11 protein-coding genes are annotated in these 13,791 nt (G+C 68.4%); 4 read left to right on the top strand and 7 right to left on the bottom strand.

Features of this window, described 5'->3' with window-relative positions:
• Positions 1-356: 356 nt before the first annotated feature.
• Entirely contained in the window at positions 357-1,883 is a 1,527-nt protein-coding gene (locus OL599_RS02920) for an ATP-binding cassette domain-containing protein (protein WP_264712097.1), read from the top strand.
• A 51-nt stretch (positions 1,884-1,934) separates the two neighbouring features.
• On the opposite strand, the gene OL599_RS02915 is transcribed toward OL599_RS02920, so the two are convergent.
• The 4 genes from OL599_RS02915 to OL599_RS02900 form a co-directional block, all read right to left on the bottom strand.
• The gene (locus OL599_RS02915; protein WP_264712095.1) at positions 1,935-5,732 is read right to left on the bottom strand and encodes a glycoside hydrolase family 99-like domain-containing protein; all 3,798 of its coding nucleotides are present in this window, start codon (positions 5,730-5,732) and stop codon (positions 1,935-1,937) included.
• A 186-nt stretch (positions 5,733-5,918) separates the two neighbouring features.
• A complete protein-coding gene (locus tag OL599_RS02910; RefSeq protein ID WP_264712094.1) occupies positions 5,919-6,158 on the bottom strand; it encodes a hypothetical protein in 240 nt (79 codons plus the stop codon).
• A 116-nt stretch (positions 6,159-6,274) separates the two neighbouring features.
• Positions 6,275-6,799, bottom strand: coding sequence for a chromate transporter (locus OL599_RS02905; RefSeq protein ID WP_264712093.1), 525 nt, complete (start codon positions 6,797-6,799; stop codon positions 6,275-6,277).
• On the bottom strand, positions 6,796-7,344 hold the full coding sequence (locus tag OL599_RS02900; RefSeq protein WP_264712092.1) for a chromate transporter: 549 nt from the start codon (positions 7,342-7,344) through the stop codon (positions 6,796-6,798). Before OL599_RS02900 ends, OL599_RS02905 begins: the two co-directional genes overlap by 4 nt.
• A 73-nt stretch (positions 7,345-7,417) precedes the next feature.
• Here OL599_RS02900 and OL599_RS02895 point away from each other — a divergent pair, with 73 nt between their 5' ends.
• On the top strand, positions 7,418-8,425 hold the full coding sequence (locus OL599_RS02895; RefSeq protein ID WP_264712090.1) for an aldo/keto reductase: 1,008 nt from the start codon (positions 7,418-7,420) through the stop codon (positions 8,423-8,425).
• A 16-nt stretch (positions 8,426-8,441) separates the two neighbouring features.
• Here the strand turns inward: OL599_RS02895 and OL599_RS02890 are convergent, their stop codons facing one another.
• The 3 genes from OL599_RS02890 to OL599_RS02880 form a co-directional block, all read right to left on the bottom strand.
• Positions 8,442-9,212 carry a substrate-binding periplasmic protein gene (locus tag OL599_RS02890; RefSeq protein WP_264712089.1) on the bottom strand — a complete coding sequence of 257 codons (771 nt, stop codon included), beginning with the start codon at positions 9,210-9,212 and terminating at the stop codon, positions 8,442-8,444.
• A 44-nt stretch (positions 9,213-9,256) separates the two neighbouring features.
• The gene (locus tag OL599_RS02885; protein ID WP_264712088.1) at positions 9,257-9,532 is read right to left on the bottom strand and encodes a c-type cytochrome; all 276 of its coding nucleotides are present in this window, start codon (positions 9,530-9,532) and stop codon (positions 9,257-9,259) included.
• 103 nt (positions 9,533-9,635) lie between these two features.
• Entirely contained in the window at positions 9,636-11,354 is a 1,719-nt protein-coding gene (locus OL599_RS02880; protein ID WP_264712087.1) for an outer membrane protein assembly factor BamB family protein, read from the bottom strand.
• Between the two features lie 380 nt (positions 11,355-11,734).
• Here OL599_RS02880 and OL599_RS02875 point away from each other — a divergent pair, with 380 nt between their 5' ends.
• Both OL599_RS02875 and OL599_RS02870 read left to right on the top strand, forming a co-directional pair.
• Positions 11,735-12,532: an alpha/beta hydrolase gene (locus OL599_RS02875; RefSeq protein ID WP_264712086.1), complete on the top strand. Its 798-nt coding sequence runs from the start codon at positions 11,735-11,737 to the stop codon at positions 12,530-12,532.
• A 37-nt stretch (positions 12,533-12,569) separates the two neighbouring features.
• Positions 12,570-13,790, top strand: coding sequence for a flavin-dependent oxidoreductase (locus OL599_RS02870; protein WP_264712085.1), 1,221 nt, complete (start codon positions 12,570-12,572; stop codon positions 13,788-13,790).
• The last annotated feature ends 1 nt before the right edge of the window (position 13,791 follow it).

The raw sequence follows: 13,791 nt of genomic DNA, 5'->3' as shown, positions 1-13,791 counted from the left end.
ATGCCGGAGTGGACGCAGACCCGGCCACGGAGCCTGTGTGGCACACGGCGATCGCGCCGTTCCGCGCACTTGCAACGAATACCGATGCCCCGCTACGGTCCGGCCGGGTTCATCGTCGACCGAAGGAGGGCTGCAGTGATGGCATACAACCAGCATCATCCGCGCGGCCCTCTGGCCGCCCCGCGACGGGACGTCGTGGGGCTGGCCATCAGTCGGACCTGACGCGCCTGCGAACTCAGAGTCCTTAGGCTTGCCTTGAACGATCCCGGCGCCGGCGGCGTATCGCTGCCAGGCGCACACGTCTTCCCTTTCGGCACGAACGCCGACTCGCCCGGCGTGACCCAAGTGAGACGGAAATGGGCTCGATCGCTCTGCGTGACGTGGGTTTCCTGGCCACCCGACCGCTGTTCCAGGGTCTGAATATCATCATTGGCGAGGCCGACAGTATCGGCCTGGTAGCCGGCAATGGCGCCGGCAAATCCACTCTGCTCAAATGCCTGGCCGGCCTGATGGAGCCAACCACCGGCGAGATCACTCGCTCGCGCGGCCTGCGCGTTGGACTGGTGGAACAGGAAGTCGCAGCCAACTTGCTGGATCTTCCGTTCGCGGAGGCGGTCCGACGCGCCATCCCGCCCTTGGAGCGGGACGCCCAGGCCTGGCGGGTCGATATGGTGCTCGACGAATTCGCAGCGTCCACTCAGATGCGTGACCAGCCCATTCGGGCGCTGAGCGGCGGCTGGCAGCGGCTCGCCCTCATCGCCCGGGCCTGGGTCTGCGATCCCGACGCGCTTCTGCTCGACGAGCCGACCAATCATCTGGACCTGGAGAAGATCCAGCTGCTGGAAGATTGGCTCAAATCGGCCGCGCGGCAGATCCCGTTGGTGGTCGCCAGCCATGACCGTCAGTTCCTCGATGCCTGCACGACCAGGACATTGTTTCTGCGCCCGGATCTGTCGCGGCTCTATGCCCATCCCTATACCCGGGCCAGGAGCCTGCTGGCAGAGGACGACGCGGCGCAGGCGGCGAGGCTTGCGAAGGACACAAGCGAGGCCGGGCGTCTGCGCCGCAGTGCGAATGCCCTGCGCAACATCGGCATCAACAGCCACAGTGATGCGGCCTTGAAGAAATCCATGCAGATGGTGCGGCGCGCCGAGGGCCTCGAACAGCAGCTGCGGCCGGTGCATGCGGACAAGCCCGGCGACATCCGCCTTGCCAATCGCGGCACGCATGCGCGGGTGCTGATCGCGCTGGCTGATCTTACTGTCCACGCGCCGGATCACCGGACACTGTTCCGCGTGGAGAAGCTGGATGTGTTCCAGCAGGACCGCATCGTTCTGCTCGGCCGTAACGGCGTGGGCAAGTCGCAATTCGTGGCCCTGCTGAGCCGGGCACTGACGGAGCGCGAAACGGTGCCAGGTGTGCGGATCAGCGCAACGGTCGTGCCAGGGTATGTGGACCAGCAGATGTCGCAGCTTCCGGGCAAGGAAACCCCGCTTGGCCTCATCAGCGGCAGGTTCCGGCTTGGTGACCAGCGTAGCGTCAGCCTGCTGGCGGGCGCGGGCTTTCCGGCGGACATGCAGCGCCAGGTCATCGCGCGCCTTTCGTCGGGCCAGAAGGCACGGCTTGGCTTGCTGGCGCTGCGGTTGGCCGAGCCGAACCTCTATTTGATGGACGAGCCGACGAACCATGTCGACATCGCCGGGCAGGAGAAGCTGGAGGCGGAGATCCTGGCGCACCGGGCGACCTGCATCCTGGTCTCCCATGATCGCAGCTTCGTAAAGGCGATCGGCACGCGGTTCCTGCTGATCGAAGGCGGCAAACTACAGGAGATCGAGGCGCCGGCGCTGTTTCATCGGGTTTTGACTGCGGACGGATCGCGGTGAACCAGGCACCGTCGGGTCCGTTGCTATGCCGGAATCCGTGGCTGTGATCCGCTACGCCGCCGCGTCCAGTTCGAATTGCCGCGACACCGATCGCAGGTAGGTCGCCTGGCGTGCGAGCGTCGCTGGGTCCGGGTCCAGGCGGGCGCGGATCACCTTGTGCATGCGCGCGATCTCGTCCACATGGGCCGCGCCGTGCAGGGCATGGGTCACGCTGGCGTCGTGCCGGCGGTGTGCGTTCAGCGGTGTCGCGACATAGGCGACATGGCCTGTGCTGGCGTGCATTAGTTCTATGTAGATCCGCCAATCCCCGGCGACACGGAAGCCGGCCAGCTCGTCGCCGCAACGGTCGAGCGCGGCTAGCAGGGCCTCGCGTTTCCACACCACCGCGCTGGCGTTCAGGATCAGGTTGCGCTCGCTGAGGAACTGGCGGGCGAAGTCGCGGGCCGGGAAGATGCCGTCCTGGGCCAGGGCCGGCGCACCGCTCTCGGCGTAGTAGGCGCGGTAGCTGGGCCAGAGCGGCTGGCCGTCGCCGTCGATCGCGCGGCTGTCGCAGAAGGCGAGCTCGATGTCCGGCATGCTGCTCAGCAGGGCGGCGAGGTTGGCCAGCAGCGCGGGGTCGGCGTCGTCGTCGGCCTCGGCGATCCAGATGTAGTCGCCGTGCGCCAGCTCGGCTGCGCGCCGCCACTGGTGGAACACCGAGCCTGAATTGGCGGAATTCACGTGCACCGCCATGTCGCGCTTCCAGTCCTCGGCCATGCGGCGGGCCACTGCGACGCTGGCATCGGTGGAGGCGTCGTCGAGCAGCAGGACCTCCGTCACCGGATAGGTCTGGGCGAACACCGAGGTCAGCCGCTGCTCGAGGTAGCCGGCATAGTTGTAGCTGGGCACGGCGACCGAGATGGGCACGATGCCCGGGTGCGCGGTGCGCAGCAGCGCGTCGGCGTAACGGTCGAAGGCGAAGTGCGTGCGGGCGAGGGCAGCCAGCCGAGCCCGACCGCGGGCCGCCCGGGTATCGCCGGCCACACGCAGCAGCGCCCGGGCCATTGCCGCGGCGTCGGCCATGGCGACGACGCTGCCGCAGCGGTGCTCGCGGAGCATGTCGGGGATGCCGCCGCTGCCCTTGAAGGCGACGGTTGGCAGGCCGGCCGCCAGCGCCTCCAGCACCACCGAGGGGAAGGGGTCCTCGCGTGAGGTCAGCGCGAAGGCGTCGGCGGCGCTGAACCAGCTCGCGGTCTCGTCCTGGAAGCCGGCGAAGCGGAAGCTGCCGGTTGCCTCGGCGGCCTTGATTTCGTGGCCCAGATAGGTGCGCAGCAGCGGATCGATGTCGCCGATCCAGCAGAACATCACGTCCGCGCGGCGCCGGCGCGCGGCCCGCCAGGCCTGCAGGAACAGGTCGAAACCCTTGCGCAGATCGGCATAGCCGGCGCCCAGCACCAGCGTGGTGCCGCGCCCGATGCCGAGCTTCGCGCGCCGCCGGCGCCGCGCCTTGGCCGAGAAGGCGGCCATGCGATAGACGCCTTGCGGCATCACGTCGGCGCGCGCCGGCGGGAAGGGGATCAGCTCGGCGAAACGGTCGCGCACGAAGGCGGAGGGGAAGACGATGCGTTCGGCCGCCTCGGCCCCCACGCGGGCGCCCTCAAGCAGGTTCTTCTCGCGGATCAGCCGTGGCATTTCGTGCACCAGCAGCGTGGCCGCGATGCCGGCGGCGCGAAGTTGCGGCACGATCCAGGCGGCGGCGGCGGTATTGACGATGGCGGCGGTGAAGCCGCGCCCCGCCCATGATGCGATCAGTGCCGCGAGTTGCGCCTGCTGGCGCGCGGGGTCGGCGATCATGGCGCCCGGCGCGGTCGCGGCGTAGTCCGGCGCCAGCTTGCCGTCGCCCAGCAGCAGGTATTCCACATGCACGCCCGAAACGCGCTGGAGTTGGCGGGCCAGCCGCAGCAGCAATTGCTGGGCGCCGGCGGGGAAGGCGTCGTGGCCGACCAGCAACAGCTTGGCCGTGGCCTCGTCGGGGCCGGTGCGCGTCACGGCGCGGGCGGTGGCGTTGAGGTAGGCGGCGCCGAAATGCACGTCGGGCTCCAGATACGCGCCCTCGGCCCATTCGTTCCACGCGTTCACGCACACGAACCGCTCGCCCATGAGCGGGTGCGCCCGCGCGCGTTCCACCAGCGCCTCCATCCAGGCCTGGTATTTCGCCGGCGTCGAGCCGTGCAGTACCAGTCCGGCGCCTTGCCGGCGGGCGTCGTTGTCCCAGCTCGGCACTGCGGTCTTGATCAGCGGGAAGGCAGGCGGCTCCTCGGCCAGGGAGGCGGCGACGATGTCGTCGTAGCTGAACACGTGGCCGTCGGCGCCGGGGTCGAAATAGGTCAGCTCGGCGTTGCGGCGCTGCAGCCCGGTGCCGAGCTTGTGCGGCGGGAACTCGATGGCGCCGTCGAAGCCCCAGTCGCGCGGATCGATTGCATCGAAGCTCTGCGACATCACCAGCACCGGGTTTTCGCCATGCCGCCGGGCGAACAGGCGGCGCCAGCGCGCGACCGTGGCGCGGGTGTCCGGGATCTCACGGGCGCGGTAGACCATCAGCAGCGGCCGGCCGCCGATGCGGATGTAGCGGGGGTCGCGGAAGTGCCGGGCGAAGGTGTCGATCAGCGCAGGATCGTCGGCGGCGTCGTAATCCTGCGAGATCAGCACCTCGTGGTCCGAGCCGTCCCAGCGGCGCGTCCAGTTCTCGTTCGCCCACATGAGGCAGAACGGGAAATCGAGCGACGCGTCCGCAAGATATGCCTCCAGCGGGCGTTCCAGCAGGCGCCGGCCGTTGAACCAGTAGAAATACTGGACGAAGCCGAACAGCCCGGCGTCGCGCGCCATGGCCACCTGGCGATGCATCGTTGCGGTGTCGGCAGCCGGGCCGCCCAGCGTGTAATGCCCGAGGTCGCGGGGTATCCGGGGCTGGTAGTGGCCGGCGAAGCGCGGCATGCCCCGTGCCGTGGCGGTCCATTCGGTGAAGCCGCGGCCCCACCAGGCATCGTTCTCCGGCACGGCGTGGAATTGCGGCAGGTAATAGGCCAGCACCTTGGCGCGACGCTGCGCGGTGCGCGGCAGCGGCGCCACCTCTTCGAAATCCGGGCCGGGGCGGCTGAACCGGCGTACCTCCTGGAACACGTCGACTTCCGATGCCGGCTGCCGCGGATGCAGCCGCACCGCGTGCCGGTGCTGGCGATAGTGCAGCAACGGATTCTGCGTTGCATCGACGTCGAGATAGCGGCGCAGGTAGAACCTGCTGTCGAACTCCGCCGAGGGGTCGCGGCCTTCCTTGTAGCCGGTCAGCAGATAATGCTCGAACGGATCGACGCCGGCCGCGGCCACGTCGTGGTACCGCGTCAGGTAGAAGTCGGGGTCGAACTCGGGCAGCGGGCTGACCGTGCCGGTGCGGCGGCGGCGCAGGAAATGCGCGAGAAACGTCAACCCCGGATCCGGTTGGTGGCGCTGTGCATACCAGGCGAGATCGAAATGCGCCGCCGGCGCCCGGCCTTCGGCCTCGCCGGCCGACATGTAGTGCAGCACCGGATTGATGCCGATGCGGGCCACGTCGGGGTTCTGCCGCAGATACCAGGCTGTGTCGAAATACAGGTTCGGCCGGCGCCCTTCGCGCCAGCCATGTCTCGCGAAATGCGTGGCGGGTTCCAGCCCGGTTGCGGCGATATCGGGATTGGCCTCCAGGTACCAGGCGGCATCGAACAGTTCGCCGGCGGCCAACATCGCAAGATCGCTGGCGAGCGACAGGCCCAGCGCTTCGTCGATAGACCAGGTCTCGCTGCCGCCCCAGATCCCGCGCGTCGACAAAAGGTTCACAGCCGTCGACCCGTGCCGCCGGCGGCTGGCGGCAGGCTCCGGCGACGATTATCTTCGGGCATGGGATCGCCCCGCTACTCACCAAATCGTGTTCGCGGGGGAAGATTCACCAGGTGGAACAATTTAACAATTGGTTACGGCGTTAAAACCGACTTTCACGTCGATTTGACGCACTGCGATTCTCGCCTACCAGCCGCGGCCCCGCATGTGGCCGCCACCGCCGTAGCGCTGGCCATAGCCGTGGCGATTCCCATACCCCTGATGCCGGTCGCCGTCATCTCGGGTGGCGAGGTAGGCGATGCCGCCCAGCGCTGCGAGTCCCGCCGTCAGCGCCAGTGTGTTGCCGGCATCGAAGCGGCCGTCGGGCGTGGTGCAGGCGGCCGTCAGCAGGGACGCGGAGAGAGCGATCGCAGCCAGTATGCGCATGGGGTCAACCTCCCGATGGCATCAGCCTGGCGCGGGCCAATGGCGCGGCCATGTGGGATTGGTGGCGAAATGAGGGCGGCGTGTTCCGGAGTGTTGCAGCCCACGCCCAGCCGGACTCAAAGCCCCAGCAGCCACCCGGCCAAGGCGCCGGCGCCCAGCACCCAGAGCGGATGCAACTCGGTCGCCGTCAGCACCAGCGTTGCCGCGGCGGTGAGGGCGTAGGCGGGCAGCGCGTGCTGGGTTCCGCGCACCAGCACCAGGGCGCTGGCGAGGATCAGCCCGACCACGACGGGGCCCAGCCCGGCTTCGGCCCGCTCACGCCATGCGGCGTCACGCAACCGGTGCCAGACGCGCGCGACCAGATGCACCAGCAGGCACGACGGCGTGAACATCGCCACCGTCGCCACTGCCGCGCCCGGCAGTCCCGCGGCCTTCTGGCCGATCAGCGCCACGATCAGCGACCCGGGGCCGGGGGCGACGCGGGAGATGGCGAACAGGTCCAGGAACTCCCGGTCGGTCATCCAATGATAGGTCTGGACCGCGGCACGCTGCATGTCCGGCAGCACGGAGTTGGCGCTGCCCACCGCCAGCAGCGACAGCACCAGGAACAGCCCGGCGAGTTGCAGGAGAATGGCGATCATCGCCGCCACGCCAACAGCAGGCTGACCGGCAGCATCGCCAGCAGCACCGGCAGCAGCGGCAACCCGCCGATCCCGACAGCAGCGGCGGTCGTGGCCATCACCAGGCCGCCCGGAATGTCGCGGATGTTGTTGCGGCTCATGCGCAGGCCGTTGGCCGCGGTCATGCCGATGGCGGCCGCGCCCAGCCCGGCCATGGCGGAGCCGATGCCAGGCACGTCGCGGACTTCGGTGAAGGCGGCTCCCAGCACCAGCACGGCAATCACCGGCACCAGCAGCATGCCCGCCAGCGCCGCCAGCGCACCCGCAGGTCCGCGCAGCGTGGTGCCCACGAACACCGCCAGGTTCACCCCGTTCGCCCCCGGCGTGATCTGCGACAGCGCCATGCCGCCGACGAACTGCCCTTCGGTCAGCCATCGCCGGCTCAGCACGACCTCGCGCCAGATCCAGGCGGACATGCCGCCGCCGAAGCTTTGCATCCCGATCGACATGAACACCCAGGCCAGGGCGGCCAGCGATGGCCGTGCGGTCTCGTGCTTCGGTTCCATGGGTGCATCAAAGCCGCCCGGGGTTATGCTGCCTAGTCTCGAACATCGGACGCCACGGGCGGGGGAGAGGATCATGGAATATCGCAATCTCGGACACAGCGGCCTGAAGGTGTCGCCGCTGTGCCTCGGTGCCATGATGTTCGGCGGCGCGACCGACGAGGCGACCGCGTTGCGCATCATCGCCCGCGCCCGCGCCCAGGGCGTGAACTTCATCGATACCGCCGACGCCTACAACGAAGGTCGGTCGGAGGAGGTGGTGGGCCGCGCCATCGCCGCGAACCGCGACTGGTGGATCCTCGCCACCAAGCTCGCCAACCCGACGGGCAGCGATCCGAACTCCCGCGGCACCTCACGCCGTCATGTCCAGTGCGCCGCGGAGGCGAGCCTGCGCCGCCTGGGCGTGGAGACGATCGACGTGCTGTACCTGCACAAGGAAGACCACACGACGCCGCTGGCCGAGACCGTTCACGCGCTCGCCGACCTCGTGCGTGCCGGGAAGATCCGCCATTTCGGCGTTTCCAACTACCGGGCCTGGCGGGTGGCGGAGATCTGCCGCCTGTGTGACGAGGCCGGCATCGACCGCCCGGTCGTCAGCCAGCCCCTGTACAACGCGCTCAACCGCATGGTGGAAGTGGAACACCTGCCGGCATGCGCCCATCTCGGCCTGGGCGTGTTCCCTTACAGCCCCTTGGCGCGGGGCGTGCTGACCGGCAAATACCGCGCCGGCGCGCCGCCGCCCGAAGGCACCCGGGCGGGCCGCCAGGACAAGCGCCTTCTGGAAACCGAGTGGCGGGAAGAAAGCCTGCACATCGCCGAGGCGCTGGCCCGGCACGCCGCCGCACGGGGCATCACGCCCGGTCAGTTCGCGCTGGCCTGGGTGCTGAACAACAGCCTGGTGACCGGCGCCATTGCCGGCCCGCGAACGGAGGCGCAGTGGGAGGAGTATGTCGGCGCGCTGGCATACCGCCTGACCGTCGAGGACGAGGCGCTGGTGGACCGGCTGGTGGCGCCCGGACATCCGTCCACGCCGGGTTACAACGATCCGGCCTATCCGATCGAGGGGCGGAGCGCGCGCGGCTGATGCGGCCGGGCTGCCGCTATTGCGGCGACAGCAGGGTGATCCCGTACCGCCCGTAGATCGTCCCGATCGTGCCCGCGGAGCGCAAGCTGTCCAACGCCTCATCGATGGCGGCACGGAGGCGTTCGTCCGGCCGCATCATGCCGACCGCGACGTTCCACGACAGGATCGGGTCGCTGTCATCCAGGCCCAGCACGCGGACCGTCCTGCCGGGATGCCTGAGATTGTAATAGCCGGCCGTTGCCGGCGTTACCGTCGCGGCGTCGATTTCATGATTGATCAAGGCATCCAGCGCGTCATCCTCGAAGCCGAAGATCGATATCCCCACATGCCTGCGGCCGAGGACCATCGCGGCGGCGGAGCCGACCTGGACGCCGACCTTCGTGCGTTCGTTCAGGCTGTGGAATGAGGTGATCGTACTGTCCGGGTCCACCGTCAGCGCGGCGCCGGTGCGGTAATAGGGCTTGGAGATGCGAAGGCCGCTTTCTTCCTGCGCCTCGCGATCCGCGATCACGTCCAGCACGATGTCGCAATCGGCACGCCGGATCTGGATAGTCGAAATGATCCAGTCCGTGGCCAGCGAAACCCCCAGTTGGCCGGCCAGGGCGCGACCCATCTCGATCTGGAATCCCGGCGGTTCCGCGGCCTTGCTGGCGAAGGGCAGGGAATTGGGATGGGCGCAGAGGCCGAGCGCCCTGCGCTGGCGGATCCCGTCCAGCGAACGTGCCGAGGCGTGGGTTGCAAGGAGAGTTGCCGCGGCCAGCAGCACTGCCAGCAGGCGCGGCTTCATCACGGACTTGCGCATCGGCACGCCCCTCCTTGTCGCTGTCGTTCCTATCCTTCGTCGGGTTTCAGGGTGCGGATGTATTTGATGATCGCGTCGATGTCCGCGTCGCTGAACATCTGACCGAACGCTGGCATCGCGCCCTCCTTGCCATTGCGGATGCGGTTGCGAATGAACTCGTCGCTGCGCTCCGTGTCCATCAGCTTCGGTCCCTTACCGGCGACGCGGCCGCCATCGCTATGGCACCAACCGCAGGTGCCGGCAAAAAGCTGGTTCACATCCAGCTTCCCGCCTTCCTGCGCCGGCGCCCCTTGGGCGGTGGCCATGCGGACCGTCCCTGGCATCACACACGCCAGTCCGGCCAGCAGGGCCACCGCCGGGAGCGTCGTCCCGAACATGGGCCGTGGCTGCGCGATCGCCCGCGCGGCCCTATTTCAGGCTGTAGACGACGAGCGCGCCGTCATCGCGCGACATGCTCTTGTACGGCCCGCCGAATGTCGGCGCGTAGTCGTCGGTCGCCATGCCGCCGAAGCCCGCCGTTACGGCCACGTATTGCTTGCCGTTGGCGAAGTAGCTGACGATGCCGCCCTGATGGCCGGTGCCGTCGGAATGGCTCCAGAGCTCGGCGCCCGTCTGCGCGTTGTAGGCATGCAGGATGCCGCGCGAATCCGGCACGAACACGAGGTTGCCGGCGGTGGACAGAACGCTGGCCAGCGGCGGCTCGGGGTAGCGGACCTCCCATTTCTTCGCGCCCGTCACCGGGTCGCGCGCGTCAAGATGGCCGTAGATCTCGCCGCCGGGTGGCGGCGCAATCGTGAAGTTCGCGCCGATGTTCAGCTGCACCTGCGGCTGCGTGACCGGCGTCGTCTTCACGACTTCCAGCCGCATGCACCACTCCTGGCCAAGCTTGTAGTAGAGCCCGGTCGCCGGGCTGTAGGAGCCAGAGTTCCAGCTTACACCACCCGAGATGTGCGGGCAGAGCGGCTCGCTGACCTTTCCCGCGGAGAAGTCGCGCCGGCCGATCAACTCACCCGTCTTGGGGTCGATGCTCTTCACGAAATTGATGTTCTGGGCGATCGGCCAGACGTTCTGCAGCTTGGCGGCGCGGTCGTAGACGAAGATGAAGCCGCTCTTGTTGGGGTGAACGACCAGTTTCTGCCCGTCACGGTCGAGCATCACGAACTCACCCACGGCGCTGTCGAAGTCCCAGGTGTCGTGCGGCAGTTCCTGATGGAAAAACTTCAGGTTGCCGGTATCGACGTCGAGCCCGATGACCGACGAGGTGTAGAGGTTGTCGCCCGGCCGTGCGCCGGACGTCTTGTAGTCGGGGCCGGACCAGTCATACAGCGGCGCGGGGTTGGCCGTTCCCCACCAGATCGTGCCTGTTTCCGAATCATAGGTGCCCGGCATCCATCCGCCACCGCCGCCCGTGCGCCAGGACTCGTTGCCCCAGCTCTGCTTCGCGTCCTCCGTTCCGGCGACGGTCAGGAACTCCCACTTCTTCTTTCCGGTGGCGGCGTCAACGCCGAAGATCGGGCCACGGCCCGGCCACTCGCCGCCTTGCGCGCCGATGACGACCGTGCCCTTGGCATAGAGCGGGGCGCCGGTGAAACCGACCGTGAGTTTTTGCGAATCGATGAGCTTGGTGTCCCATGCCGGCTTGCCGGTCTTCATGTCCAGCGCGATGAGGCGCCCGTCCACCGTGCCGACATAGACGCGGCCGTCGCCGATCGCCGCGCCACGGTTGTACGGAGAATGCGTCTGCCGCGCGACCAGTGCGTCGTCCAGCTCGGGGAAATAGGACCAGATCACGTCGCCCGTCGCGCCGTTCAACGCGAAGGTGCGGCTGTACGAGCCGGTGTAGTACAGCACGCCATCCGCCACCACGGGCATCGACTGCAGTCCGCGCGTCGACCGGCCCGGAATATGGATCCACGCGACGCCCAGATCCTTGACGTTGTCTGCATTGATCTGGCTGAGGCCGCTGTAGTGGTAGGACTTGTAAGAGCCGTGATAGGTCAGCCAATCATTGGGGCTGCCCGCCTCGATACGCGCTGTGTCGACGGGCTGTGCATGGACGGCTGGCGTCACGGCGGCACCCAGGGTCGCGAGCATGGAAGCCGCGAGCAGATTCGGTTTCTTGGACACGATGTCCTCCAGTCTTATTGTTGTGCAGTCCTGCGAAGCGCATTTTGCGCCGGCCGAATGGTGCTTGGCCGCCGAACGGGTCCGGCGGCGTCACGTCACTGCGCACACTGGAACACGGGCCGCCTAGCGATGCCGCGCGCCACGCAACCCGTGGGGAATTGTATCGCGTCGCTTGCTGCAGGAGAGGGGAATCGTCCGTCTCACGGCAAGTTGTTGGAACGGCCGCCACGCCTGCTCTTCGATGTGCCGCTCACAGCGGTCGGCACGATCACGTGCTGACAGCAGCCGGCGATGCACAGATGCGGCCATCTGGCCGGTTCGTTCTGGACCCGGCAGAATGCAGGGCGCGTGAAGAGCCGGTGGGTGGAGCGGACGAAGTCATGACGGACAACGAGGCCGAGTACAACAACCGGGCGAAGGTTCCCGAGCATCCCGCAATCATGGCTGGATGGGCGCGCGATGCCGCCGCTTTCCGCGCGGCGCAGGCCCATGCCGAGCTCGATCTGAGCTACGGTCCTACGCCGCGCCAGGCTATGGACCTGTTCTGGCCAGGAGCGACGCACGATGCGCCGATCGCGCTGTTCATCCATGGCGGCTACTGGCAGGCGCTGGACAAGTCGATGTTCAGCCACCTCGCACGCGGCCTGTTGGCGCACGGCGTGGCAGTGGCGGTGCCGTCCTACGACCTGTGCCCGCAGGTTACGCTCACCGAGCTCACCGAACAGTTGCGCGATGCCGTGGCCTTCCTGCACCGCCGGCACGCAAGGCGCCTGCTGGCCACCGGCCATTCCGCCGGTGGCCACCTGGCGGCCATGCTGATGGCGACTGATTGGCCGGCGCGCGGCCTGCCGGCGGACCTGGTACCGGCGGGGCTGCCGATCAGCGGGCTGTTCGACCTGCCGCCGCTGATGCGTACCAGCGTCAACGCGGCCCTGCGTCTCGATGAGGCCGAGGCGCGGCGCCTGTCGCCGATGTTCATGCCGCACCCGGGCGGGCGTATCCATGCCATTGTCGGCGCGGACGAGGGCGCGGAGTACCTCCGCCAGTCGCGTGGCATCGCCGAAGCCTGGGGCGGCACGTGGGAGGCGCTGCCCGGCCACAACCACTTCACCATCGTCGGGCAACTCGCCGATCCCGGCTCGGCGATGGTGCGCAAGGCGCGCGATCTGCTACCATAGCAACACGAAATCGGAGCGGAACGGAGTGGCGGATCGCATGACCATCCTGATCGCCGGGGGCGGGATCGGCGGGCTGACGCTGGCCCTGTCGCTGCATGAGCGCGGCATCCCCTGCATCGTGTTCGAGCAGGCCGACCAGCTGCGGCCGCTGGGCGTGGGCATCAACACGCTGCCGCACGCCATCAAGGAACTCGCCGACCTCGGCCTGCTGCCGGCGCTCGATGCGGTGGGCATCCGGACGCATGAACTGATCTACGTGAACCGCTTCGGCCAGGAGGTGTGGCGCGAGAAGCGGGGCCTGCATGCGGGGCACAGTGTCCCGCAATTCTCCATCCACCGCGGCCACCTGCAGGGCGTGCTATGGCAGGCCGCGGCCGAGCGGCTGCCCGCGGGAACGCTGCGCACCGGCCACCATCTGTCCGGCTTCACCCAGGACGCCGATGGCATCACGGCTACCTTCACCGACCGCGCCGGCAACACGGTGGCGACCGAGCGCGGTGCCGCCCTGGTGGCGGCCGATGGCATCCACTCCGCCGCGCGCGCCATCCTGCACCCGGAAGATCCCGGCATACGCTGGCAGGGCATCATGATGTGGCGCGGCGCCATCGACGCCGCGCGGTTCCTCGACGGCGATTCCATGGTCATCGCCGGCGACATGCAGGAGAAGCTGGTCCTCTACCCGATCGCCCGCGCGGCCGACGGAAGGCGCCTGACCAACTGGGTTGTCTGCATCAAGGCCGGCGACGGCAGCACGCCGCCGCCGCGGCGCGAGGACTGGAGCCGCGTCGGCGCGCTCGACGACATCCTGCCCACCGTGCGCCGGTTCCGGCTGCCGTTCCTCGACATCGAGGCGCTGGTGCGGGCCACGCCGGAATTCTTCGAATACCCCATGTGCGACCGCGATCCGCTGCCCTGGTGGACCCAGGGGCGCGTGACCCTGCTGGGCGACGCCGCGCACCCGATGTATCCTGTGGGGTCCAACGGCGCCTCCCAGGCGATCCTCGACGCCAGGCTGCTGGCCCGGCTGCTGGACGAAGCCGACGCTCCCGCCGCCCTCGCCGCCTACGAAGCCGACCGGTTGCCGAAGACGGCCGAGATCGTCCGGCTCAACCGCATGGGCGGACCGGAACGGGTCGTCGACGTCGTATCCGCCCGCGCGCCCGACGGTTTCGACCGCCTGGAAGACGTGATCAGCCGCGAGGAGCTGGCCGCCATCGCAGGCGGCTATGCCGTCACCGCCGGCTTCGCGAAGGTGTAGC

Origin of the sequence: Limobrevibacterium gyesilva, from assembly GCF_025989185.1 — a bacterium.
Lineage (GTDB): Bacteria > Pseudomonadota > Alphaproteobacteria > Acetobacterales > Acetobacteraceae > Limobrevibacterium > Limobrevibacterium gyesilva.
Note: the sequence above shows the minus strand (reverse complement) of the source record. Positions and strands in the feature narration are given on the sequence as shown.